The organism is Streptomyces sp. NBC_00984 (assembly GCF_045162475.1).
Taxonomy (GTDB): Bacteria; Actinomycetota; Actinomycetes; order Streptomycetales; family Streptomycetaceae; genus Streptomyces.
On sequence record NZ_CP108734.1, the window covers coordinates 1,794,603 to 1,817,260 of the forward strand.

The 22,658-nt window shown below is 71.1% G+C and carries 21 protein-coding genes; 7 read left to right on the plus strand and 14 right to left on the minus strand.

Going from position 1 to position 22,658, the window contains the following annotated elements; translation table 11 throughout:
* Positions 1 to 73: 73 nt before the first annotated feature.
* The gene (locus OG520_RS07765; protein WP_399336157.1) at positions 74 to 679 is read left to right on the plus strand and encodes an NTP transferase domain-containing protein; all 606 of its coding nucleotides are present in this window, start codon (positions 74 to 76) and stop codon (positions 677 to 679) included.
* 234 nt (positions 680 to 913) lie between these two features.
* Complete coding sequence (aceB, locus tag OG520_RS07770; protein ID WP_406012670.1) at positions 914 to 2,533, plus strand: malate synthase A; 1,620 nt, start codon at positions 914 to 916, stop codon at positions 2,531 to 2,533.
* On the opposite strand, the gene OG520_RS07775 is transcribed toward aceB, so the two are convergent.
* The 3 genes from OG520_RS07775 to OG520_RS07785 all read right to left on the minus strand — a co-directional run bounded on the left by OG520_RS07775 (position 2,488) and on the right by OG520_RS07785 (position 6,310).
* On the minus strand, positions 2,488 to 2,655 hold the full coding sequence (locus tag OG520_RS07775) for a hypothetical protein (RefSeq protein ID WP_406012671.1): 168 nt from the start codon (positions 2,653 to 2,655) through the stop codon (positions 2,488 to 2,490). The two genes, aceB and OG520_RS07775, sit on opposite strands and share 46 nt — an antisense overlap.
* Before the next feature lie 194 nt (positions 2,656 to 2,849).
* Positions 2,850 to 5,138 carry a glycosyl hydrolase family 18 protein gene (locus OG520_RS07780; protein WP_406012672.1) on the minus strand — a complete coding sequence of 763 codons (2,289 nt, stop codon included), beginning with the start codon at positions 5,136 to 5,138 and terminating at the stop codon, positions 2,850 to 2,852.
* Between the two features lie 194 nt (positions 5,139 to 5,332).
* On the minus strand, positions 5,333 to 6,310 hold the full coding sequence (locus OG520_RS07785; protein WP_406012673.1) for a fibronectin type III domain-containing protein: 978 nt from the start codon (positions 6,308 to 6,310) through the stop codon (positions 5,333 to 5,335).
* 185 nt (positions 6,311 to 6,495) lie between these two features.
* Here OG520_RS07785 and OG520_RS07790 point away from each other — a divergent pair, with 185 nt between their 5' ends.
* On the plus strand, positions 6,496 to 7,557 hold the full coding sequence (locus OG520_RS07790; protein ID WP_399336149.1) for an amidohydrolase family protein: 1,062 nt from the start codon (positions 6,496 to 6,498) through the stop codon (positions 7,555 to 7,557).
* Between the two features lie 36 nt (positions 7,558 to 7,593).
* The gene (locus OG520_RS07795) at positions 7,594 to 8,199 is read left to right on the plus strand and encodes a TIGR03086 family metal-binding protein (protein ID WP_406012674.1); all 606 of its coding nucleotides are present in this window, start codon (positions 7,594 to 7,596) and stop codon (positions 8,197 to 8,199) included.
* A 55-nt stretch (positions 8,200 to 8,254) separates the two neighbouring features.
* On the opposite strand, the gene OG520_RS07800 is transcribed toward OG520_RS07795, so the two are convergent.
* Positions 8,255 to 10,384, minus strand: a complete 2,130-nt coding sequence (locus OG520_RS07800) for a hypothetical protein (RefSeq protein ID WP_406012675.1) — start codon at positions 10,382 to 10,384, stop codon at positions 8,255 to 8,257.
* Between the two features lie 146 nt (positions 10,385 to 10,530).
* A complete protein-coding gene (locus tag OG520_RS07805) occupies positions 10,531 to 11,214 on the minus strand; it encodes an alpha/beta fold hydrolase (protein WP_406012676.1) in 684 nt (227 codons plus the stop codon).
* A 315-nt stretch (positions 11,215 to 11,529) separates the two neighbouring features.
* Here OG520_RS07805 and OG520_RS07810 point away from each other — a divergent pair, with 315 nt between their 5' ends.
* Positions 11,530 to 11,838 carry an SH3 domain-containing protein gene (locus tag OG520_RS07810; RefSeq protein WP_266428771.1) on the plus strand — a complete coding sequence of 103 codons (309 nt, stop codon included), beginning with the start codon at positions 11,530 to 11,532 and terminating at the stop codon, positions 11,836 to 11,838.
* 172 nt (positions 11,839 to 12,010) lie between these two features.
* Positions 12,011 to 12,889, plus strand: coding sequence for a chitosanase (locus OG520_RS07815; protein WP_406012677.1), 879 nt, complete (start codon positions 12,011 to 12,013; stop codon positions 12,887 to 12,889).
* A 97-nt stretch (positions 12,890 to 12,986) separates the two neighbouring features.
* Here OG520_RS07815 and OG520_RS07820 read toward each other — a convergent pair whose 3' ends face one another.
* The 9 genes from OG520_RS07820 to OG520_RS07860 all read right to left on the minus strand — a co-directional run bounded on the left by OG520_RS07820 (position 12,987) and on the right by OG520_RS07860 (position 21,574).
* Positions 12,987 to 14,456, minus strand: a complete 1,470-nt coding sequence (locus tag OG520_RS07820) for a nucleobase:cation symporter-2 family protein (protein WP_406012678.1) — start codon at positions 14,454 to 14,456, stop codon at positions 12,987 to 12,989.
* Positions 14,457 to 14,701: 245 nt separating this feature from the next.
* A complete protein-coding gene (locus tag OG520_RS07825; RefSeq protein WP_406012679.1) occupies positions 14,702 to 16,093 on the minus strand; it encodes an 8-oxoguanine deaminase in 1,392 nt (463 codons plus the stop codon).
* A 45-nt stretch (positions 16,094 to 16,138) separates the two neighbouring features.
* Complete coding sequence (locus tag OG520_RS07830) at positions 16,139 to 17,536, minus strand: nucleobase:cation symporter-2 family protein (RefSeq protein WP_406012680.1); 1,398 nt, start codon at positions 17,534 to 17,536, stop codon at positions 16,139 to 16,141.
* Positions 17,537 to 17,603: 67 nt separating this feature from the next.
* Entirely contained in the window at positions 17,604 to 18,551 is a 948-nt protein-coding gene (gene pucL / locus OG520_RS07835) for a factor-independent urate hydroxylase (RefSeq protein ID WP_406012681.1), read from the minus strand.
* Positions 18,552 to 18,556: 5 nt separating this feature from the next.
* Positions 18,557 to 18,949 (minus strand): hydroxyisourate hydrolase, encoded by a 393-nt coding sequence (gene uraH / locus OG520_RS07840; protein ID WP_399336132.1) that lies wholly within the window; start codon positions 18,947 to 18,949, stop codon positions 18,557 to 18,559.
* Positions 18,950 to 18,954: 5 nt separating this feature from the next.
* The gene (gene uraD / locus OG520_RS07845) at positions 18,955 to 19,464 is read right to left on the minus strand and encodes a 2-oxo-4-hydroxy-4-carboxy-5-ureidoimidazoline decarboxylase (RefSeq protein ID WP_266428754.1); all 510 of its coding nucleotides are present in this window, start codon (positions 19,462 to 19,464) and stop codon (positions 18,955 to 18,957) included.
* Positions 19,465 to 19,655: 191 nt separating this feature from the next.
* A complete protein-coding gene (locus tag OG520_RS07850) occupies positions 19,656 to 20,033 on the minus strand; it encodes a helix-turn-helix domain-containing protein (protein WP_406012682.1) in 378 nt (125 codons plus the stop codon).
* Positions 20,030 to 20,281 carry a thiamine-binding protein gene (locus OG520_RS07855; RefSeq protein WP_406012683.1) on the minus strand — a complete coding sequence of 84 codons (252 nt, stop codon included), beginning with the start codon at positions 20,279 to 20,281 and terminating at the stop codon, positions 20,030 to 20,032. The genes OG520_RS07850 and OG520_RS07855 overlap by 4 nt, the downstream gene beginning before the upstream one ends.
* A 99-nt stretch (positions 20,282 to 20,380) precedes the next feature.
* The gene (locus OG520_RS07860) at positions 20,381 to 21,574 is read right to left on the minus strand and encodes a lactonase family protein (protein ID WP_406012684.1); all 1,194 of its coding nucleotides are present in this window, start codon (positions 21,572 to 21,574) and stop codon (positions 20,381 to 20,383) included.
* 224 nt (positions 21,575 to 21,798) lie between these two features.
* On the opposite strand from OG520_RS07860, the gene OG520_RS07865 reads away from it, so the two are divergent.
* The gene (locus OG520_RS07865; RefSeq protein WP_406012685.1) at positions 21,799 to 22,638 is read left to right on the plus strand and encodes a TIM barrel protein; all 840 of its coding nucleotides are present in this window, start codon (positions 21,799 to 21,801) and stop codon (positions 22,636 to 22,638) included.
* Positions 22,639 to 22,658 lie beyond the last annotated feature (20 nt).

The following is a 22,658-nucleotide window of genomic DNA, read 5'->3' on the forward strand; positions in this document are numbered from 1 at the left end:
TCCCGCTCGCGCCCTCTTCCGCTTGCTTGAGCGAAGGGTGCGCTTCCGGGGGCTGCTGGGGTATCCAGACCGCATGACTCCGACAACACCGACCCCCGAGGTCGCCGGACTGCTGCTCGCCGCGGGCGGCGGACGGCGGCTCGGCGGACGGCCCAAGGCGCTGCTCGAACACCATGGCCGACCACTGGTCGAGCACGCGGTGCGGGTCCTGCGGGACGGCGGCTGCGGTCCCGTCCATGTGGTCCTCGGCGCCGCCGCGGACGAGGTCCTGGCCCGCGCCGACCTGAGCGGCTGCACGGTGACCGTCAATCCCGGGTGGACCGAGGGCATGGGCTCGTCGCTGCGGGCGGGGCTCGGGGCGCTGGCCGGCACGGGGGCGGACGCGGCGCTCGTCCTCCTGGTCGATCAGCCGGGCATCGGCGCGGACGCGGTGGCACGGGTGCGTTCGGCGTACCGCTCCCGGACGGGTCTCGCCGCCGCCGCGTACGACGGGGAGCGCGGCCATCCGGTGCTGTTCGGGGCCGCGCTGTGGGCGGACATCGCGGCGGGGGCGGTGGGCGACCAGGGCGCCCGCGCCTATCTGCGGGCGCACCGCGATGCGATCACGCTCGTCGAGTGTTCCGATGTGGCTCAGGCGTACGACATCGACACGGTGGCGGACCTGAAGCACCTCGGGTGACCGGACTGGCACGCTGCGCCAGCACGGCGCCACTTCTGTCGACCCGGAGAATCTCGACATCAACAAACCATTGAACTTCCACCATGAGGAAACTACTATCCACTGGTCAGAAGCCCTCTGCACCCCGGACGGCGTCCACGCCCGTATCCCGGAGCCCTGGCACGCCGTGCCGTTCCAGGCGACCCGGCGGTCGTGAGAGGCCGCCCGCACCGCCCGCTGAAGGAGTGACAGCTCATGTCCGCACCAGCGCCGTCCCCGCTGGCCATCGTCGATGCCGAGCCCCTGCCCCGGCAGGACGAGGTCCTTGACCACGCGGCCCTCGAGTTCGTGGCCGAGCTGCACCGGCAGTTCACGCCCCGCCGTGACGAGCTGCTCGCCCGCCGCGGCGAGCGCCGCGCCGAGATCGCCCGTACGTCCACGTTGGACTTCCTGCCCGAGACGGCGGCGATCCGCGCGGACGACTCCTGGAAGGTCGCGCCGGCCCCGGCCGCGCTGAACGACCGCCGGGTGGAGATCACCGGTCCGACCGACCGCAAGATGACCATCAACGCCCTGAACTCGGGCGCGAAGGTCTGGCTCGCCGACTTCGAGGACGCGTCCGCCCCCACGTGGGAGAACGTGATCCTCGGCCAGGTCAATCTGATCGACGCGTACACCCGCAACATCGACTTCACGGACCCCCGGTCCGGCAAGTCGTACGCCCTGAAGTCCGCCGACGAGCTCGCCACGGTCGTCACCCGCCCCCGCGGCTGGCACCTGAACGAGCGTCACCTCCAGCTCGACGGCTCCCCGGTGCCCGGTGCCCTGGTCGACTTCGGCCTCTACTTCTTCCACAACGCCCAGCGCCTCATCGATCTCGGCAAGGGCCCGTACTTCTACCTCCCGAAGACGGAGTCGCACCTGGAGGCCCGCCTCTGGAACGACATCTTCGTCTTCGCCCAGGACTACGTCGGCATCCCGCAGGGCACGGTCCGCGCGACCGTCCTGATCGAGACGATCACCGCCGCGTACGAGATGGAGGAGATCCTGTACGAGCTCCGCGACCACGCCTCCGGGCTGAACGCGGGACGCTGGGACTACCTCTTCTCCATCGTCAAGAACTTCCGCGACGGCGGCTCCAAGTTCGTCCTGCCGGACCGCAACGCGGTGACGATGACCGCCCCGTTCATGCGCGCGTACACCGAACTGCTCGTCCGCACCTGTCACAAGCGCGGCGCGCACGCCATCGGCGGCATGGCCGCCTTCATCCCGTCCCGCCGCGACGCCGAGGTCAACCAGGTCGCCTTCGAGAAGGTCAAGGCCGACAAGGACCGCGAGGCCCACGACGGTTTCGACGGCTCCTGGGTCGCCCACCCGGACCTGGTCCCGATCGCCATGGCTTCCTTCGACGCGGTCCTCGGCGAGAAGCCGAACCAGAAGGAACGCCTGCGCGAGGACGTCTCGGTGGCCGCCGGCGACCTGATCGCCATCGACACCCTGGACGCCAGGCCCACCTACGAGGGCCTGCGCAACGCCGTCGCGGTCGGCATCCGCTACATCGAGGCCTGGCTGCGCGGCATGGGCGCGGTCGCCATCTTCAACCTGATGGAGGACGCGGCCACCGCGGAGATCTCGCGCTCGCAGATCTGGCAGTGGATCAACGCGGACGTGGTCTTCGAGAACGGCGAACACGCCACGGCGGAGCTGGCCCGCAAGGTCGCGGCCGAGGAACTCGCCGCGATCCGCGCCGAGATCGGCGACGAGGCCTTCGCCGCCGGCAAGTGGCAGCAGGCCCACGACCTCCTGCTCCAGGTCTCCCTGGACCAGGACTACGCGGACTTCCTGACGCTGCCGGCGTACGAGCAGCTGGGCTGAACCCCGTACGTCACGGGAAGCGCGGACTGGCTGCCGCCGTAGGTCAGGGCGGACTTTCCGCCGTAGAGGAACGAGAGGAAGGCGCCGCATTCCTTGCGGTGGCCGTTCCGCTCGAACGCCATCAGCCAGTCGCTCAGCCCCGGCGGTGTGACGGCTCCGCCGTCCTTCTTGGGGAACGGGGCGTGCGCGTAGGGGACTTTGGCCTGATCGGCCGCGCCCCCGAAGGCGCGTTGAGGGGCGCCTGATCCCGGATGCCGTACGACCGGTTCGCGGGCCCGTCGGGGCTCCGCGAACCGGCCGGTCGTCCCCGGGCCCGCTACTTCAGGCCGGTGTCCAGTGCGTTCATCAAGGTGCCCTGTGACGTGTCACCGGACATCTCCCAGACCATCACCCCCAGCAGCCCCTTGGACTTCACGTAGTCGGTCTTCTTGCCGATGGACCAGGTGTCGTCGAAGGACCACCACTGACTGCCGGTGTAGCCGTACGTCGACACCGACTGTTCGTCGTGATGGACCGTCATCGTCGGGTAGGCGCCGATGAGGTTGGAGTAGCCGCGGGTACCGGCCTCCTCCGCGAACTGGCCGGGAGCGGCGCCGCCCGCGCTCTGCCACTCGCCGGCGGCTCCGCCGTCGGCGACGTTCTGCCAGCCCCGGCCGTAGAACGGGATGCCGAGGGTCAGCTTGCGGGGCTCGACGCCCGCGTCGGTGTACGCCTTGATGGCGGTGTCGGCGCTGAAGTGGAAGTCGTAGGGGTCCTGGTCGTCCGTATAGAGGTTGGCCTGGTGGCCGGTGCGGTTCGGCTCCCAGGAGTTGTCGCTCCCGGAACCGTGGAAGTCGTAGCCCTGGACGTTCGCCACGTCGAGGGAGTCGAAGACCTTGCCCAGGTCCCAGCCGTCGCCGATCTTCTGCGGGTCGGCCGGAGTGAAGGCGGTGAGGAGGCGGTGGCCGCCGCCGAGGGCGTCCATCTGCTTGCGGAACTCGGCGAGCAGCAGGGTCAGATTGCCCTTGTCGTCGGGCGAGTAGTGGTTGCCGGGGTGCCCGGTGCCCGTGCCCGGCCATTCCCAGTCGACGTCGAAGCCGTCGAAGATCCCGGCGGCGGTGCCGGGGCCGCCCGCGCCGTTGTACTCGGGCAGGTTGCCCTTGATGTACATGTCGATGCAGGAGGAGACGAACTTCTTGCGGGAGGCGTCGGTGGCCGCCACGTCGGAGAAGTACTTGGAGTACGTCCAGCCGCCGAGCGAGACCACGATCTTCAGGTTCGGGTGGAGTTTCTTGAGCTTCTTCAACTGGTTGAAGTTTCCGCGCAGTGTGCCCCAGCCGTCGTCCGCGACGCCGTCGACGGACTGGGCGGCGCTGAACGGACGTCCGTAGTCGGCGTCGGCGTCACCGGCGCCGGTGCCCTGCTTGGGGTCCTCGGGGTCGGCGGTGGTGCCCTTGGTGACACCGTTCAGGCAGGTGAGGTTGTTGGGGTCGATGTTGGCGAAGGCGTAGTTGACGATGTCGAGCTTGTCGGCGGCACCCGAGTCATGGAGGTTCTTGACGAAGTACTGGCGGCCGTAGATGCCCCACTGGACGAAGTAGCCGACCTTCGCGTAGTTGCCCGCGCCGACGATGTCGTCGGTCTTGACCGTGAGCGCGTTGCCGGCCGGGGAGGCATTGTCCGCCGCGTCACGGGCCTTGACGGTGAAGGTGTACGAGGTCGACGGCGAGAGCCCGCCGATGGTGGCGGTGGTCGTGGCGCCCGGGACCGTGGTGGCCAGTGCCCCGTCCCGGTAGATGTCGTAGGCGGCGACGCGCTGGTTGTCCGTCGCGGCGGTCCAGGCCAGGGTGACGGACGAGGAGTCGGTGGCAGTGGCGTGCAGCGAGCCCGGCGCGGTCGGCGGGGAGGTGTCGGTGGCCGGGTCGACGGTGGTGACGGCCAGCGGCGCGCTCTCGGCGGAGGTGTTGCCCCGGGTGTCCTTGGCCCGGACCGTGAAGGAGTAGGCGGTGGCCGGGGTGAGACCGGTGACCGTGGCGGAGGTCGTCGCGGTGGCCGAGCCCACCACCTTGCCACCGGCCAGGATGTCGTAGGACGCCACGGGGAAGTCGCCGGCCGTCGCCGCCGTCCAGGACAGCGACGCGGTGCGGGCGGTGACGTCGGTCTGCTTCAGCCCGCCGGGCGCACCCGGGGGCGCGTCCGCGGAGTCGTCGCACTTGTCACCGTTGATCCGGCAGCCGGTCGGCGCGGCGATCGGCCCGGTCGCGACGAACCAGAAGCTGTACGGCTCGCTGGTGCCGTGCGCGGCGACCGTACCGTTGTAGTGGGCGTTGACCGCGGTGATGTGGCTGCCCTGGGTGGTGACGGTGCCGTTGTAGGAGATGTCGATCGCGACCCCGGCCGGCAGATCGAATTCGAGGTTCCAGCCGGTCACGGCGGTGTCGGTGTCGTTGTGCAGGACGTAAGTCCCTTTCCACCACGGCCCGTTGTCGGCCGAGGTGAAGGTGGCCGTCAGCTTGCCCGCCGCGTGCGCGGGCGCGGCCTGCAAGGACAGCAGCGCGAGGAGCAGCCCGAGAACGGCGACGAGGGCGGTCGCCGTTCTCCGTCTGAATGTCATGTGCTCGAACATGGTTTTCTCCCTTGCGGCAGGGACCGGTGAGGCGGTCCTGGGGGAGCCGGATTCCTTGGTGCCATGGAGCACAGGGGAAACTAAGAGGTCTGGACCAACTCGTCAATAGGTACAGACCAATCGCAGCAAAGTCCGCCTGCCCGGACCGGGACCGGCAGCAGCCGGATCCCGCGCGCCCCGGGCCCGCGCACCCGTCAGTCGCCGAGGACGACCGTGCGCTGGGCGGAGAAGTCGCCCCACTTCCCGTCGGGCAGCTTGGCGCGGATCTTCATCGAGTAGCGGGTGCCGCGCGGGTCGCCGACGGTGAGGCGGTAGCTCGCCCGGCCTGCGGGCGGGGTGGCGCCCCACACGATCGTGGTGGTCAGCCGGCCGCCGATGCAGAGCTGGTACGCGGGGATCTCGCCGCCCGTCTCCGGCTGCTTCCAGTCCAGGTCGATGGCGTACTCCTTGCCCTGGACGCGGTTGCTGATCCTCAGGTCGGTGGGGGCGGTGCTCGCCGGAGCGCCCGGGGTGGAGGCGGTGGTGAGATCGATGGCGTTGCTGTCCGGCGAGGAGGTGTCGGCGGCGTCGCGGGCGCGGACGGTGAAGGTGTAGACGGTGCCGGGGCGCAGTCCGGTCAGATGTGCCGTGGTCCGCGTGCCGGGCACGCTGTGGATCCGGGAGTCCTCCTGGTAGATGTCGTACGAGGTGACGCCGATGTCGTCCGTCGAGCCTCCCCAGGAGAGGTTCACCGCCCGGCTGCCGTCCACCGTGCCGCGCAGCCGCACCGGGCGGGTCGGCGCCTCGTGGTCGGCGGGGGTCGGGGCGGGTGTGGTGACGCTCGCGGCGGCGCTCGGCGCGGAGAGGTTCCCGGCGGCGTCGCGGGCGCGGACGGTGAAGGTGTAGTCGGTCGACGCGGTGAGCCCGCCGACGTCGATCATCACCTTGGCCGCCGGAACCGATTCGACCCGCTTCCCCTGGCGGTAGATCTCGTAGCCGGCGACCGCCCTGTCGTCGGAGGCCCGCTCCCACATGACGTGCACGGAGGTGGCGCTGCTCGCCTGCGCCGTCACATGGCCGGGCACCGCCGGTTTGTGGGTGTCGGCCTCGGGAGCGGAATCGCAGGCGGTGAGCGCGGCGAGGAGCAGGGCGGCGGAACAGGCCAACGCGGCGGTTGCGTGGGGGCGTTGCACGGTCGTGCCTTCCGTCCGGAAGCAATGGTCCAGACCTGTATCGCACGGTGCGGGGGTCTCCGACAAGGGGGTGGAGCGGAACCTTCCGCAATATGCCGATGTGTGCGTCGGCCGGCGGCGGGGTGGCGCGCCGGCGTGCGTCGGCCGGTCGTCGGCGGGTGTCTGAGATGCCGTACGGTCGGCTGGTGTTGTGCATACGAGGTGTGGTGCTGCCCGAGCGCGAGGAACGCACGTTCTGGATCGACGGGGAGGTGCTCCGCGCGGGCCCTCCGCCCGGCGGGCTCGCCGGCCGGGACGCCGAGACGGTCGTCGACGGCGGCTGGCTGCTGCCCGGCCTCGTCGACGTGCACACGCATCCGGGCGCGTCGGCGCCGGGCGAACCGTTCGACGAGGAGCTGCTGCGGCGGCAGTTGGGCGAGCACCGGGACGCCGGGGTGCTCGCGGTGCGCGCCCCCGGCACCTCGCAGCGGATGCCCGCATGGGTGGCGAAGGACCCGGAGCTGCCGCATGTGACGTCGGCGGGGCGGTGGCTGGCCACGCCCGGACGGTTCTTCCCCGGCTTCGGACGCGATGTGAGCGAGGCCGAGCTGGCGAGGGCGGCCGTGGAGGAGGCGGCCGCTTCGGGCGGGTGGTGCAAGGTCATCGCTGACTGGGCCGCCGACGAACCGGCCTTGCCGCTGCCGCTGTTGACGTCGGTGGTGTCGGCGGTGCACGCGGCGGGCGGCAAGGTGGCGGTGCACTGCCAGACCGCCGAGGGCACCCGCAATGCCGTACTGGCGGGCGCCGACAGCCTGGAGCACGGGATGCATCTCGACCCGGCCCTGCTGGACCGGATGGCCGCGCAGGGCACGGCGTTCGTGCCGACGTTGAGCGTCTTCGGTGCCAAGGCGGACGCGATGCGGGCGCGGGAGCCGGGCGTGCGCCGTGATCTGTGGCTGGCCGGCTGGGACACCATGCTCGACAATGTGCGCGCGGCCCACGAGGCGAAGGTGACGGTGCTGGCGGGGACGGACTCCTTCCCTTGCGGGACGGTCGCGGGCGAGATGGAATGGCTGGCACGGGCCGGTCTGTCGGCCCACGCGGCACTCGGCGCCGCGTCCTGGACGGCACGGGCCTGGCTCGGGCTGCCGGGGCTCGTGGACGGCGCGCCCGCCGACGTGGTCGCGTACGCCACCGACCCGACCCTGGACCCCGGCGCGCTGAATCACCCGAGCCGGATCGTGCTCCGTGGACGCATCGTGCGATGAGCGATGAGTTCGGGATGCGGGAGGAGTCAGCACTGTATGGACACGCACACGGAAACCACTCCCCCGATCGATCTCGAACCCGCGGCACGGCACATCGCCGCCCTGCTCGACGGCATCGACGAGCAGCAGCTGGACGATCCGACGCCCTGTCCCGACTACGCGGTACGCGAGCTGCTCGCCCATGTGGCCGGGCTGAGCGCGGCATTCTGCGACGCGGCGCGGAAGGACTTCGGCCCGATGACCGACACCGCTCCGGACGCGGGGCTTCCGGTCCTCGCCGACGACTGGCGCGAAACCCTGCCGCCGCTGCTGGAAGAGGTGGTGAAGGCCTGGCGCGATCCTGCCGCCCGGCAGGGAATGACCAGGGCGGGCGGCGTGGATCTGCCGGGTGAGGTGGCGCTGGTGATCGCGCTGGACGAGCTGGTGATCCACGGCTGGGACCTGGCTCGGGCGACCGGCCAGCGGTACGAGGCGGACGAGGCGGACCTTCGCGTCGCGCTGGACATGCTGACCCCCGGTGACGGCAAGCCCCGGGCGGACAGCATCTTCGGCCCGCCGGTTCCGGTCCCGGCCGACGCGCCCCTCGTCGACCGCGCCGTCGCGATGAGCGGTCGCCGCCCGGACTGGAAGCCGGGCGACTGAGCGATGCGATGCGCACCGGCGTGGTGAGCCCCTGTGCGCCTTTGAACGGGAACGGTCAGGTCAGCCTTCGCGCCGCCTCACGTGCCTGATCCCGCAGCCGTTCGTCGGCCGGGGCTATTCCGGGCTCCACGCCCGAGGCCCGCACCCGCAGGTCCCGTTCGGCCAGGGCGGTCAAGCGGCGGTGACGGTCCGCGGTGAGGGCAGCGGGGCCGAGTGCGACCAGGGCCTCCAGCGCGGTCACCGCGTCGTCGTCCTGCTCCGCGGCGTCCAGGAGCAGTTCGGCCGTGCGGGGGCCGTCGAGGGACTCGGGCGCTATCGCGCGGAGGGCGAGCACCGCCGACGGGATCTGCACCCGGTCGGCGAGCAGGCCCTCCAGCGCGGGGACCAGCGGCCGGGCCGCATCGCCGATGCGGCCCGCCGCCCGCGCGGCACGGCCGAGCGTCCAGCGCAGCCACGTCGGCTCCGCCTCCGCGAGCACACCGGCCAGCACCGGCACCGCTTCCTCCGGGTCACCGGTGATCCGCCACAGGGCCGAGGCGATCTCGACGTCGGCGTCCAGCTGCGGGGAATTGCGGCCGCCCTCGGGATCGCTGAGCGCGGACCGCAGAGCGGGCACCAGGCCGAGCGCCGCCGGGCCCAGCTCCGCGGCGAGACGCGCGGCCTCCTGCACCGCCGGAGCGCCGGGGGTGAGCCGGTCGGCGACGGCCACCAGCAGCGGGCCCGTGTCCCCCGTCAGCTCGCGCACCGCCGTCGCCGCAGCCAGCCGGCCGTCCACCGGACCGGTGCGTGCGGCGGCGGTCAGGAGCTCCGCGGTCGCCTCCCGGTGCTCCGGCGGGCAGATCGCGGCCAGCGCCTTCGGCACGACCCTCGGGGATCCGGGCAGCGCGGACCGCAGTTCGGGCAGGGCGGCCGATGCCCGGCTCCCCCACGCGCCGAGCAGGAGGGCGAGCCGGATGGTCTCATCGGCGCCGAGGTCCTTCGCACCCAGCCGGGTACGGATCGCGTCCAGCAACGCCGGGTCGTAGGGGAACGACGTCCCGGCCGTCCCTCCGACCAGGAAACCGCACGCCGCACCGAGTGCGCGTGGGCGCCGCCCCAGGTCACGGGCCAGGAGCGGCGCGGCCCGGTCGGGGGCCACGGCGACGAGTGCTTCCAGCGCGCGGTCCGCCGGATCGCCCTCGCCCGCGGCGAGCCGGGCCAGCACCGGGACAGCCGGCGCGGATCGGGCACCCAGCTTCGCGAGCAGCGCATACGCCTCGGGCACAGCGGTGGGGTCGGCGCTCAGCGCCGCCACGGCGACGGCCAGGCGCTCCGGCGCGCTGCGCGAGAGCAGGCAGGCCGCCTCGGCCGCCCACGTCGCCTCCGCCCGCGCCTCGGGGACCGCACTGCGCAGGGCGGCATCGAGCAGGGTGTACGCGGCGTCGCGGTCCGCGGCGGTGTCGCGGAGCAGCAGCGCCTCGACCACGTACTGCAGCGGTTCGTTGCGCTCCAGGTCCAGCCGGCCCTCGACGAGGACGTTCGCGGGCAGGAGGGACAGCATCGCCCCGTGGTGCGCGGGTCCCCAGGGCAGTCCGCCGTCCACGCAGGCCAGCAGCGCCGCGATCCGGACCTCGCCGGGCTCGTCCGCGCCGATGGCCCCGGTCGCCTCGGCGGCCGCACCCGGCGGGTCCAGATGCGCCGTCGCCCCCAGGAGTTCGGCCCGTACCAGAGGGTCCGTCTCGGTCCTCCCGCGCAGACGGAGCACCGGCAGCACCTGTTCCGCCGCGCCGGTCATCGCGGCGGCCCAGACCGCGGCCCGCCGGAGCCCCGGATCCTCGGCGTCGACCGTGGCGAGAATCAGTGGCAGCTGACCGACGACGGCTGCCCGGCAGGCGGCTTCGTCGCTGTCGCCGTCGTCCGCCCCGCCCTCCGCTATCCCGCCGAGCAGCACCAGCAGGTCCTCCGTGCGGTACCCCGCTCCGGCGAGCCGGGCGAGGTACGGAACGGCGCGGGCCGTGGCCCCGTAGACCGAGCCCTGGTGCAGGATGCTGCCGTACAGCTCGGAGATCGCCTCGGACGCGGCCTCCGCGCTCTCCCCGGCGAGCGCCCGAAGGAGGTCGGGGACGTCGGCCGCGCTCCCGTAGGCGTGCTGGAGATCCGCCCAGGGCTGGGCGTCGACTTCGGCGAAGAACCGTGTGAGATCCATGAAGCGGATCATGGCACCCGGCACTGACAGCGCCCCGGGCCGTCGGCTTTCAACCGGCCCCGGACCGGCTTCGACCGGCCCTCGGACGGCCCGAGCCGGTGCTCGGCAGGTCCACGGCAGGTCCACAGTTGGCCCTCAGCAGGTCCTCAGCTGGTGAAGAACTCCGTGATCTGCTGGGCGACCTGGTCGGGGTGGATCTCGTGCACCCGGTGGCCGCCCCCGATCGTGATCAGCCGGCAGTCCGGGATCAGCGAGGCCATGTCCTGCAGGCGCCCCTGGGGCATGGTGGACTCCGGGCCGCCCGAGATCATCAGCGTCGGCGCGACGATCTCGCCCAGGCCGGCCGCCCACTCGGGATCGGGGTCGGCCACCTCGGCCCGGATGGGAGCGACGACGGCCCAGTCGTAGTCCACCGGCCCCTCCGGCTCCGCGGCCGGCTTCGGCTCGCTCGGGAACGGCGGCGGGGTCTCCACCAGCACCAGTCGCTCCACCCGGTCCGCGTGCTCCTGGGCGAGCAGATGGGCGACGACACCGCCCATGGAGTGGCCGACCAGGCCGACCCGGTCGAGTTCGCACTCGTCCAGGAAACCGAGGACATCGTCCCGCATCAGCTCGAAGGAGTACTCGTCCGGCCAGTCGCTCTCGCCGTGACCGCGCAGGTCGAGGGCGTACACCCGCCACTCTTCGCCGAGCAGGCCGGCGACCGCCTCCCAGCTCGCGGCGGAGCCGCCGAGGCCGTGCAGCAGGACCACGGGCGAGCCGAAGGGGTCGCCCCAGGTCCGGTACGCCAGCCGTACGTCGCCGACATCCACTACAGACTGATCTTCCATACCCATGACGCTACAGGCGCACGGGCGAAGATCGTTCCGCCGCCTCCGCGGTGGCCGCCGTCCGGCTCGGGTGCGAGGCGTGTCCGACGTACGCCCGGCGGCGGTTACCGGATCCGGTTCTCCTCAAACCCATGATCGGCGGGCGCGGGAAGCGTCCGCCCGCTGCCTGCGCACGCCGGTGCGCACGTCATATGACCTGCGCTTTCACTCCTGCTCGAAGACCGGTCCGGACCCGTGACCGGCCGGTCGGCAGCTCCGTTGGGGCTGGCGGACGGCTCACGTCGATGGGGGCCGGATTACGGAGGAGAGATTCGCATGATCAAGAAGATGATGCTGGCCGCGATGGTGCTGACCGCCGGTCTCGGGCTGGCCATGAGCCCCGCCGCCCAGGCCGCGCAGAGTCCCGCCGCCGCGCAGGCCGCGAAGGCACCGGCAGCGGTCTGCACCGTCAACGACAACGGGGTGAACTTCCGCGGCGGGCCGGGCACCGAGTTCCCGGTCCTGGGCCAGGTGAACAAGGGTCAGAACCTGAACGCCCGCGGTCAGCAGGGAAACTGGATCATGGGTGACCTGTGGGGCGGCCCCACGGGCGTCTGGATCCACGTGGCCTACCTGAACTGCTGAGGCCGCAACGCCCGGGAAGCCCCGCATCGCGCGCTCCGCGCGGTGCGGGGCTTCCGCGTTCCGGGAGAACTTCTCAACTCCCCGGCGCCGGAGGGGTGTACGACACCCTCCCACTCTGATAGGAAAGCTTCCTAACAGACCGATGGAACGAAGAACTCCCCTTGGAGGACTGGTGCACGCTCCCCATAAGCGCGCCGCACGTCGCATGACCCGCCCCGTGCGCATCACGGTCATCGCGGTCGGATTGGCCCTCACGGCGATTCCCGTCGCCGCCTACGCCGGTAGCCCCACGCCCCAGGCGGCCCCTCAGTCGGCGGCAGCGGCTGCGAAGGCCGCCGCCGCGACCGGGCTGGACGATCCGGCGAAGAAGGAGATCGCCATGCAACTGGTCTCCAGCGCCGAGAACTCCTCCCTCAACTGGAAGTCCCAGTACAAGTACATCGAGGACATCGACGACGACCGCGGCTACACCGGCGGCATCATCGGTTTCTGTTCCGGCACGGGCGACATGCTCGACCTCGTCGAGCTGTACACCGAGCGCAAGCCGGACAACGTCCTCGCGAAGTACCTCCCCGCGCTGCGGAAGGTCAACGGCACCCCCTCGCACAGCGGTCTCGACCCGAACTTCACCAAGGACTGGGCGAAGGCCGGCTCCGACTCGGCGTTCAAGAAGGCGCAGGACGACGAGCGGGACCGGGTGTACTTCAACCCGGCCGTCAAGCAGGGCAAGGCCGACGGCATCGGCACGCTGGGCCAGTTCGCGTACTACGACGCCATCGTCATGCACGGTGACGGCGACGACAGCACCGGCTTCAGCGCCATCCGCAAGCGGGCCCTCTCGAAGGCGAAGCCGCCGTCCCAGGGCGGCAACGAGGTCACGTACCTCAACGCCTTCCTCGACGCCCGCGTCTGGGCGATGAAGCAGGAGGAGGCCCACGAGGACACCAGCCGGGTGGACACCGCCCAGCGGGTCTTCCTGAAGAAGGGCAACCTGAACCTGGACCCGCCGCTCGACTGGAAGGTGTACGGCGACAGCTACCACATCGGCTGACGCACCGGGACGACACGACTGCGGCGCGTACGGCGACCCTCGCGGGTGCTGCCGTACGCGCCGCGGTGCCGTACCGCCCGGTACCGGCCGGGTCGGGTCAGTGCGCGGCCACCGGGTCCGCGGCCGGGCTGTTCTCCCGCTCCGACGGTTCCGGATCCGGCTTCCTGCCGAGGTGGTTGAAGGCCAGGTTGAGCACGATCGCCACCACGCAGCCGGTCGAGATCCCGGAGTCGAGCACCACGAGCAGATCCTTCGGGAACGAGTGGTAGAACTCCGGCGCGGCGATCGGGATCAGGCCGATGCCCACGGCCGCGGCCACGATCAACGCGTTCTCGCCCTTCTCCAGCGCGGCGGTCGCCAGGGTCTGGATGCCGCTCGCGGCGACCGAACCGAAGAGCACGATGCCCGCGCCGCCGAGGACCGGCAGCGGGACGAGCGCGATGACGGACGCCGCGACGGGGACCAGCCCGAGCACGATCAGAATGCCGCCACCGGCGGCCACCACGAAGCGGCTGCGGACCTTCGTCATGGCGACCAGGCCGATGTTCTGGGCGAAGGCACTGCACATGAAGCCGTTGAAGAGCGGGCTGATGGCACTGCCCAGGGTGTCGGCGCGCAGACCGCCCTCGATGGTCCGTTCGTCCGCCGGCCGGCCGACGATCCGGCCGAGGGCGAGCATGTCCGCGGTGGACTCGGTCATGCAGACCAGCATCACGATGCTCATGGAGACGATCGCGGCGATCTCGAACTGCGGCGCCCCGAAGTGGAACGGCGTCGGGAAGCCGACCGGGTCGGCGTCCTTGATGGCGCCGAAGTCGGTGATGCCGACCGGAATCGCGATCAGTGTGCCGACGATCAGCCCGAGCAGGATGGCGATCTGCTGGAGGAACCCGCGCAGCGTTTTGCGCAGCGCGAGGACGATCACCAACGTGACCGCGGCCATGGTGATGTTGGTCGTGGAGCCGTAGTCGGCGGCCTTGGCGTTGCCGCCCTGGGACCAGTTGAAGGCGACCGGCAGCAGCGAGACACCGATCAGGGTGATCACGGTGCCGGTGACCACGGGCGGGAAGAAGCGGACCAGTTTACAGAAGTACGGGGCCAGCAGGAAGCCGAGCAGGCTGGCGACGATGATCGCGCCGAGGATGACGGCGATGCCGTCGTGCCCGCGGTCCTTGCCGATCGCCACCATCGGCGTGACACCGGCGAACGAGACGCCGTTGACGAACGGCAGCCGGGCGCCTATGCGCCAGAAGCCGAGGGTCTGGAGCAGGGTGGCTATGCCCGCGGTGAACAGGCTCGCCCCCATCAGGAAGGCGGTCTCCTTGGCGGTGAGGCCCACGGCGGGCCCCACGATCATCGGCGGGGCCACCACGCCCGCGTACATCGCGGCCACGTGCTGGAGGCCGCTGGTGAACATCTTCAGCGGGGGGAGTGTTTCGTCGACCGGGTGTTTCCGGTCGGCCGGGGCCGAGTCGGTGGCGGCGCCGGGAAGTCGGGCGGCGTCGGGATGCGGGTCGGCATCGGATGCTGCTTCTGCGTCGTTGCGAAACCTGGGCGTAGCTGCCACGGCGGTTCCTCCGGTCGGGTGCACGTCTGCGGTGACGTGGGTGTCAGGGAGGTGGTGCAAGTGGGGCGTTGGTGCAGGTGGGGCAGGTCGTGCAGCTGGTGCGGGCAGCTTCGGTCACCGGTGCGGGGGCGCATGCGTCCAGGCACGCGCTCCCGCACCGGTTGCCGTGGACCCCGCTCGGGTCCACGGCGGCCGGCCGAGGGCCGTCCCCCTCGGCCGGCCGGTATCGGGGGTACCGCGGAGCGTCAGGCCCCGGCGGCGATCTGTGCGAGGCGGCGGGCCTCGTCGCGGGTGGCGCGGGCGATGGCGTCCTCGTCCGCGGTGATCAGGTGGTTGTCCTCGACGACCGGCTCGCCGTTGACGAGGGAGAGGGTGACGGGGGCCGCCGCGCCGAAGACGAGTGCGGTCACCGGGTCGGCGATGGAGGAATGGGCGAGGGTGTCGAGCTTCCAGAGCACCAGGTCGGCGAGTTTGCCCGGTTCCAGGGAGCCGATCTGGTCGGCGCGGCCGAGGACCTGGGCGCCGCCGTACGTTCCCAGGCGCAGGGCCTGACGTGCGTTCAGGGCCTTCTCGCGGTGGGCGCCGAGGCGGTTGATGAGGAGGGCGTTGCGCAGCTCGGTGTGGAGTTCGCCGGACTCGTTGGAGGCGGTGCCGTCGACGCCCAGGCCGACCGGGACGCCGGCCGCGAGCATGTCGGGGACCCGGGCGATGCCCGCGGCGAGCCGGGCGTTGGAGGAGGGGCAGTGCGCGACGCCGGTTCCGGTGCGGGCGAAGGCGGCGATGTCGGAGTCGTTCATGTGGACGCAGTGCGCCATCCACACGTCGTCGCCGAGCCAGCCGGTGGACTCGAAGTAGTCGGTCGGTCCCATCCCGAACAGCTCGTGGCAGAACTTCTCCTCCTCCACGGTCTCCGAGCCGTGGGTGTGCATGCGCACTCCCTTGCGACGGGCCAACTCGGCTCCCTGTCGCAGTAGTTCGGTGGAGATGGAGAACGGGGAGCAGGGCGCGGCCGCAACCTGGGTCATCGCGTCGAACGACGCGTCGTGGTGTGCGTCGATGGTCGCCTCGGTGCCGGCGAGCGCCCCGTCGAGGGTCTCCACGGCGAAGTCCGGCGGCAGTCCGCCGTCCTTGACGCTGCGGTCCATGGACCCGCGGGCGAGGGTGAACCGTACGCCCATGTCACGGGCGGCCCCGATGATGGCGCCGGACAGGTCGCCGGAGCCCCGCGGGTAGACGTAGTGGTGGTCCATGGCGGTGGTGACGCCGCCGCGGGCCATCATGGCGAGGGAGCCCTGGGCGGCGGCGCGGACCATCGGCTCGTCGATGCGCGCCCAGGTCGGGTAGAGGGCGACCAGCCAGTCGAACAGGTTGTGGTCGGTGGCGAGGCCCCGGGTGATCCACTGGTAGAAGTGGTGGTGCGTGTTGATCAGGCCGGGGGTGGCCAGGTGCCCGGTGCCGTCGATGCGGCGTACGACGTTCTCCAGGCCCTCGGGGGCCCGGCCTGCGCCGATGGACTCGATCCTGTTGGCTGCGACGACGACGTGGCCCGAGGCGTACTCGGTGTCGTGGGCGTCGACCGTGGCGATGGCCACGTTCTCGATGACGATGCGGGATACGGGGTCTGCCGAAGGTGCCATGGTGCTTCCTTCCGGAGTGAGTGGCGATGCGGGCACGGCAGGACCCTAGGAGGATTTGAGTGCCGGGGCGGGTGCGCCGCCACGGGTGCCGAGATGGTGGAAGAACAGGTTCAGCGACACGGCGACCAGGGCGCCCGCGCTGATGCCGGAGCCGAGCACGGTCTGCGCCCAGGCCGGGAAGTCGACGTAGAAGGTGGGCGCGGCGAGCGGGATGATGCCCGCGCCGAGCGAGACGGCGACCACGATGATGTTGGAGCTGTCGTCGAGGCCGGCCTCCGAGAGCGTGCGGATGCCGCTGACCGCGATGGAGCCGAAGAGGACGATGCCCGCCCCGCCGAGTACCGGCCTCGGCACCGCGGAGACCACCGCCCCGAGCACCGGGAAGACGCCGAGGACCAGGAGTGCGCCTCCTGCGGCGGCGACGACGTAGCGGCTGCGGACCCTGGTCAGCGAGACGACGCCGACGTTCTGGGCGAAGGCGGAGGTGGGGAAGCCGCCGAAGACGGGACCGAGGAGGGTGGCGATGCCGTCGGTGCGCAGGCCCCGGGTGATGGTCCTGCCGTCGGTCTCGCGCTCGCAGATCTCGCCGATGGCGAGCATTCCGGCGCTGAACTCCGTCATCAGGACGAGCGTCACCAGGCAGAGCGAGATGATCGCGGCGGGCTGGAACTCGGGCGCCCCGAACGCGAAGGGCGTCGGCAGCGCGGCGACAGGGGCCGAGCCGAGCGCCCCGAAGTCCGCCATGCCGAACGGGATCGCGGCGAGTGTGCCGATCAACAGTCCCAGAAGCAGGGCGACTTGCTTGACGAAGCCGCGGCCGAAGCGCTGGATCAGCAGGATGACGACGAGCGTGAAGGCGGCGAGTGCCAGGTACTTCTTGTCCCCGAAGTCGGCGGCGGTCCTGTCGCCGCCCTGCGCCCAGGCGACCGGTACCGGCATCAGGGTCACCCCGATGAGGGTGATGACGACGCCTGTGACGAGCGGCGGGAAGAAGCGCAGGAGCTTGCCGAAGAACGGTCCGACGGCGAGACAGAAGACACCGGCGACCATCACCGCGCCGTAGATGGCCGGGAGCTGGTCGCCCGTGGCGTTGGTCCCGGCGATGGCGAGCATCGGCGCGATACCGGCCGAGGAGGCGGCGTTGACGAAGGGCAGCCGGTTGCCGACGAAGCCCTTGACCCCGAGGGTCTGCAGGAGGGTGGCCACACCGGCGATGAGCAGACTCGCGGCGATGAGCCGGGTCTGGCCCGCGGTGTCGAGGCGGACGGCCTGGCCGATGATGAGCGGGGGCGTGACCACACCCGCGTACATGGCGGCAATGTGCTGGAGCGCGGCGGGGACGAGCCGCGAGGGGTGGAGCTTCTGGTCGACCGGGTGGACCTCGGGGCCTTCCGGTGGGGTGGAACACGGGCCTTCTGCCGGCCCTTTTGCAGGCGTTGCCATGGCTGGCTGTTCCCTCCGGTGTGGCGCATCCCCGCCGACTGCGGGCGGCGGGGATGCGCGCCCCGCGTCAGAGGTTGGTCATGTCGACCGGGATGTGCGGCTCGCAGCCGTCGCGCAGGATGGTGGCCTCGATCAGGCCGTAGGGGCGGTCGGCGGCGTAGTACACGGCGCCGTCCTTGGCTTCGTTCTCCAGGCCGAAGGCGGAGAGGTCCTGCCGGAAGTGGTGCTTGTTGGGGGCGGAGAAGCGGATCTCGTCGATCTCGCTGCGGTTGTTGATGACCCGCGAACCCATCTGATACAGCGTCTGCTGGAGCGAGAGCGAGTACGTCTCCACGAACGCGTGCAGGATGTGCTTCCTGGACTGCTCGTAGGACTTCTCCCACTGCGGCATGCGCTGCTCGTCACAGGTCCAGTTGTGCCGCCACCACGTGGACAGGGACGTGGCGAGGATGCGGTCGTAGTCCTCCTGGAGCGTCGTGTACTTGTCCTTGATGTAGCCCCAGAACTCGGAGTTCGTGGAGTTCATCACGGTCAGGTCCTTGAGCCCGGACAGGACTTCGAACTTCGCCCCCCCGTCACCTCCGGCGCAGTACGTGATCTGCGCCAGGCGGGTCTCCTGGCCCTTGCGGACGAAGGAGTGCTTGACCTCGTCGGCGCCGATGAACCTGGAGTTGCCGTCGGAGCCGGCGATGCGCTCCCAGGCGTACTCCTCGATACGGATGCGCGCGCGGTGGATCGAGGGCTGGCTGTCCACGAAGTGCCGGGCGAGGTGGATGCCGTACTGCTCGGCCGACTCGATGCCGTATTCCTTGGCGAACGCGAAGCAGGTGTTCTTCGTCGTGTCCGTCGGAAGGCAGTTGGCGTTCGAGCCGTTGTAGTGGACGTCGTCCAGGTCGCCGGAGAGGGCGACGGAGACGTTCAGGTCCTTGATGTGGTGGGTGTCGCCGTCCCTCGTGATCCTGACGACGCGGTTCTCTGCTTTGCCGTACTGGTTCTGGCCGAGAATCGTGGGCATGTCTGCTAGCTCCCTCGGTAAACGGAGTAGCCGAACGGGTTGAGCAGCAGCGGTACGTGATAGTGCTCGCCCGGTACGACGGCGAAGGTGATCGCCACTTCCGGGAAGAACGCACCGCTGTCCCTTACGCGGGGGGCGTCCTGCTGCGCCTCGGCTTGCTTCTTGGCTGCGAAGTACGCCTCGGTCTCGAAGTCGAGACGTACATGGGTGGTGCCCTCCGGCAGTGCCGGCAGGTCCTTGCATCGCCCGTCGGCGTCGGTCGCGGATCCGCCGAGCGTCGCCCAGGGCGCGCCGCTGCCGCTGCGGGCGGCGAGCGTGATGGCGACGGCCGCGGCGGGGCGGCCGATGCTGGTGTCCAGGATGTGCGTGGACACCGATGCGGTGGTGTCGGTACTCAAGACCGTCACTCTCCTTCGGTTACGAGACGGGTCAGCCGGATGCGGTTGATCTTGCCCAGCTCGGTGCGCACGATCCCGCGCTCCTGCTCGGGCGAGTTCCCGATCCGGGACTTCACCGCGTCGCGCATCTGCTCACCGGTGGCTCCGGTGGCGCAGATCAGGAAGACATGTCCGAACCGCTCCTGGTAGGCCAGGTTCAGTTCGAGCATCTCGGCCTTGAGTTCCTCGGTGGCGCCGGCCATCCCCCGCTGTTCGCGGGAGGAGGTCGGGTCTCCGGGCTTCGGGCGGCCGATCGGCGGATGGCCGGCCATCGCTTCGGCCAGTTCCTCCGGGGTCAGCGCCGCCGTGGCGGCGTCACTGGCACGAAGGAGGGCTTCCGCGGTGGCGTACGGGCGTCGGGAGAGGATCGCTCTTCCCCATGCCGCGCCGGCACACACCTCGTGCAACGCGGTGGTGGCCTCGTCGTCCGCCAGGGTGTTGAACCGGGCGAGACCCGGCGTGGAGCTCGAAGTCACGGGAGCCTCCGTGGCTGTTTTCACTGTGCGTTTTTTCGCTTCGCGTCGGTCGGGCTGCGGATAGCTAACGCCCTCCACAACACCACGTCAACACTTTGTTGAAATTACGCGCATGTAAAAAGCCGTCGCCCGGTACTCCGGACGACGGCCCTCCGAGGACTTCCACGGCGTTCGCTCAGCTACGGCCTCAACTACTCGCCTTTGGCTGCATTTTCCCTGTTCAGGTAGTTGTAGACGGTGAAGCGGCTGACCCCCAGCGCGCCCGCCACCGTCTCCACGCCGTGGCGTACCGAGAAGGCACCACGTGCCTCCAGGGTCCGCACCACCGACTGCTTGGTCCGGCGGTCCAGCTCGGCGAGCGGCATGCCGTGCCGGCGCTCCATGGCGGCCAGGATGTGATCGAGCGACTCCGAGAGCTGGGGCAGCCGCACGGCTATGACGTCCTCGCCCTCCCAGGCCAGCACGACGTCGTCGGGCTGGGCCTGCTCCGGCCCGAGCAGCTCGGCGCCCATGGCGTCGACGAGCGGCTTGACCGCGGCGACGAGCGGGTGGTCCGCCGGTTCGGTCACTGGGAGTCCTTCCCGATCACATTGACCTGGAGGGACACCCGGGTGGCACCCGATGCCAGGGCCTGGCGCAGCAGCGAGTCCACCGCGGTGAGCACCTCGTCCGCGCCGCCCTCCGCCGTGTTGCCGAAGGGGCCGACGTCCACGGCGTCCAGGTCGGCCGCCTGGATGACCTCGCGGGCCACGACCGCGTGGGCGGGCGCCTCGTCGAGATCGAAGGGCTCGGTGGTGAACTCCACTCTCAAGCGCACTGTGCCTCCCTCATGCGTTCGCCACGCGGCTGTGAGACCCGCGGCTCGCGCCTGACCCTAACGGACGTGCGCCGGGGCCGTCGGGCGTCGCATCAGCCCTCAGTACCCGGCCGGGCGCGCGCCCGGGTGCGGCAGTACGCAGACGGCGACCGGGGCGGCGAGCGCCTGACCGATGCGGGTCAGTCCGCCGTCGCGGGCGTCGACCCGGAAGGCGGTCACCGTGCTCGACTTCTGGTTGGCCGCGAAGAGCAGTTTCCCGTCGGGCGAGAAGGCGATCTGCCGGGGGAAGTCGCCGCCGACGGGCACGGTGTCGAGCAGCCGCAGCACGGCCCCGTCGTCCTCGACGGCGTAGCGCGTCAGGCTGTTGTGCCCCCGGTTGGCGAGGTAGGCGAACCGGCCGTCGGCGGTGACCAGGAACTGCGCGGGGTAGCTGGTCCCCGCACCGGTCCCCGTGGACTGCGGGGTGCCCGGGGAGAGCGTGCCGGTGGCCGGGTCGTAGCCGCAGACGACCGCGGTGTTGTCGACCTCGCAGGCCAGGTAGGCGAACCGGCCGCCGGGATGGAAGGTGATGTGCCGCGGTCCGGCGCCGGGGCGCAGCGCCGCGTGGGAGACCCGGCCGAGCGTGCCGCGCTTCTCGTCCAGCCGGTACGTGTACACGGTGTCGTTGCCGAGGTCCACGGCGAGGACGTGGCCGCCGTCGGGGGTGGTGATGATCTGGTGGGCGTGCGGCCCGTCCTGGCCGGGGCCGGGCGGTGGCGTGGTGTGGGCGACCAGGTCCGTACGCTCCCCCAGCGATCCGTCGCCCCGGACGGGGTGCACCGCGACGCTGCCCGCGGCGTAGTTCGCGGTGAGCAGCCACCTTCCGGTGGGATGGACCGACAGATGGGTGGGCCCGGCCCCGCCCGTGTCGCGCGTTCCCAGCACCCGGTGGGTGCCGTCCGGCGACAGAGCCACCGCCGTCACACCGCCCGGGTCCTGCTCGTCGACCGCGTAGACGGTGGCGCCGGAAGGATGCGCGGCCAGGTACGAGGGGTTGGCCACGCCCGTGATCACGGGCCCGGCGGCCATCGTCCCGGTGGCGGGGTCGTAGGTCGCCGTCCCGATTCCCGTGCCACCGCCCTCGGCCGAGGTGTACGTGCCGAGCAGCAGCCGCGGGGTGGCACGCGGGCGCGGGCCGACCGTGGATGCCGGGTCCGGGGACCTCGAAGAGCCGGGCGGTGCGGGAGCCACCGACAGAGCGGCACCGGCGAGCAGCGCTCCGAGGACGGTGCGCCGGCTGGTGGCGTGGTTCATGCGAGGCACCTCGTACGGGGTCGACGGCATCGGACGCACCAGCAACCCTGACCCGCCCCGGACCCCCACGGCAACCGGCGCAATTGGGGGCCCACCTTGCACAACCCGCACGAAGACCCCGGGACCGAATTCCGGGCACCCCCTTGACAGCTTCCGCAGCTCCGGGCAATCTTCCGTTACGCAGAAACCAACTTCCGCAATACGGAAGGAGCGCCGAAACCCTCATGGGCTACCCGGACCAGCGCTTCGATGTGAACCTTTCGATCCTCTTCACGGAACTCCCGCTCCTGGAGCGTCCCGCGGCAGCCGCCGCGGCCGGCTTCACGGCGGTCGAGCTGTGGTGGCCCTGGATCGAGACCCCCACTCCGCCGCAGACCGAGCTCGACGCGCTCAAGAAGGCGCTCGACGAGGCGGGCACACAGTTGGTGGGACTGAACTTCTACGCCGGACAGCTGCCCGGCCCCGACCACGGCGCGCTCTCCGTGCCCGGCACGGAGTCGGACCGCTTCCGCGCCAATATCGACGTGGCGGCCGGCTTCGCCGCCTCGGTCGGCTGCAAGGCGCTCAACGCGCTGTACGGCAACCGCGTCGACGGCGCGGACCCGGCCGTGCAGGACGAACTCGCCCTGGAGAATCTGGTGCTCGCCGCCCGTGCGGCCGACCGGATCGGGGCGGTACTCCTGATCGAGACCCTCAACGAGCCGGAGTCGCCGCGCTACCCCCTGGTGAGCGCTCCGGCCGGGATCGGGATCGTCGACAAGGTCAACGCGGCGACCGGACTCGGGAACGCGAAGTTCCTGCTGGACCTGTACCACCTGTCGATGAACGGCGAGGACCTCGGCCAGGTCATCACGGCGTACGCCGACAGGACCGGCCACGTCCAGATCGCCGACAACCCGGGGCGCGGCGCGCCCGGCACCGGCTCGCTCCCGCTGGAGCAGCTCCTCGACGAGCTGACGAAGGCCGGTTACGACGGCTGGGTCGGCCTGGAGTACAAGCCGGGCGACCGGCCGAGCGCCGAGGCCTTCGAGTGGCTCCCGCACACCGCGCGGGCCGCCCGCTGAGGGCGGCGAACTCCCCCTCG

Excerpts from the sequence above, each read along its gene's own strand:
- OG520_RS07765 (WP_399336157.1), top strand. The coding sequence starts at position 74 with ATGACTCCGACAACACCGACCCCCGAGGTCGCCGGACTGCTGCTCGCC.
- aceB (WP_406012670.1), top strand. The coding sequence starts at position 914 with ATGTCCGCACCAGCGCCGTCCCCGCTGGCCATCGTCGATGCCGAGCCC.
- OG520_RS07775 (WP_406012671.1), bottom strand. The coding sequence starts at position 2,655 with ATGGCGTTCGAGCGGAACGGCCACCGCAAGGAATGCGGCGCCTTCCTC.
- OG520_RS07780 (WP_406012672.1), bottom strand. The coding sequence starts at position 5,138 with ATGTTCGAGCACATGACATTCAGACGGAGAACGGCGACCGCCCTCGTC.
- OG520_RS07795 (WP_406012674.1), top strand. The coding sequence starts at position 7,594 with ATGGACACGCACACGGAAACCACTCCCCCGATCGATCTCGAACCCGCG.
- OG520_RS07800 (WP_406012675.1), bottom strand. The coding sequence starts at position 10,384 with ATGGATCTCACACGGTTCTTCGCCGAAGTCGACGCCCAGCCCTGGGCG.
- OG520_RS07805 (WP_406012676.1), bottom strand. The coding sequence starts at position 11,214 with ATGGAAGATCAGTCTGTAGTGGATGTCGGCGACGTACGGCTGGCGTAC.
- OG520_RS07810 (WP_266428771.1), top strand. The coding sequence starts at position 11,530 with ATGATCAAGAAGATGATGCTGGCCGCGATGGTGCTGACCGCCGGTCTC.
- OG520_RS07825 (WP_406012679.1), bottom strand. The coding sequence starts at position 16,093 with ATGGCACCTTCGGCAGACCCCGTATCCCGCATCGTCATCGAGAACGTG.
- OG520_RS07830 (WP_406012680.1), bottom strand. The coding sequence starts at position 17,536 with ATGGCAACGCCTGCAAAAGGGCCGGCAGAAGGCCCGTGTTCCACCCCA.
- pucL (WP_406012681.1), bottom strand. The coding sequence starts at position 18,551 with ATGCCCACGATTCTCGGCCAGAACCAGTACGGCAAAGCAGAGAACCGC.
- OG520_RS07860 (WP_406012684.1), bottom strand. The coding sequence starts at position 21,574 with ATGAACCACGCCACCAGCCGGCGCACCGTCCTCGGAGCGCTGCTCGCC.
- OG520_RS07865 (WP_406012685.1), top strand. The coding sequence starts at position 21,799 with ATGGGCTACCCGGACCAGCGCTTCGATGTGAACCTTTCGATCCTCTTC.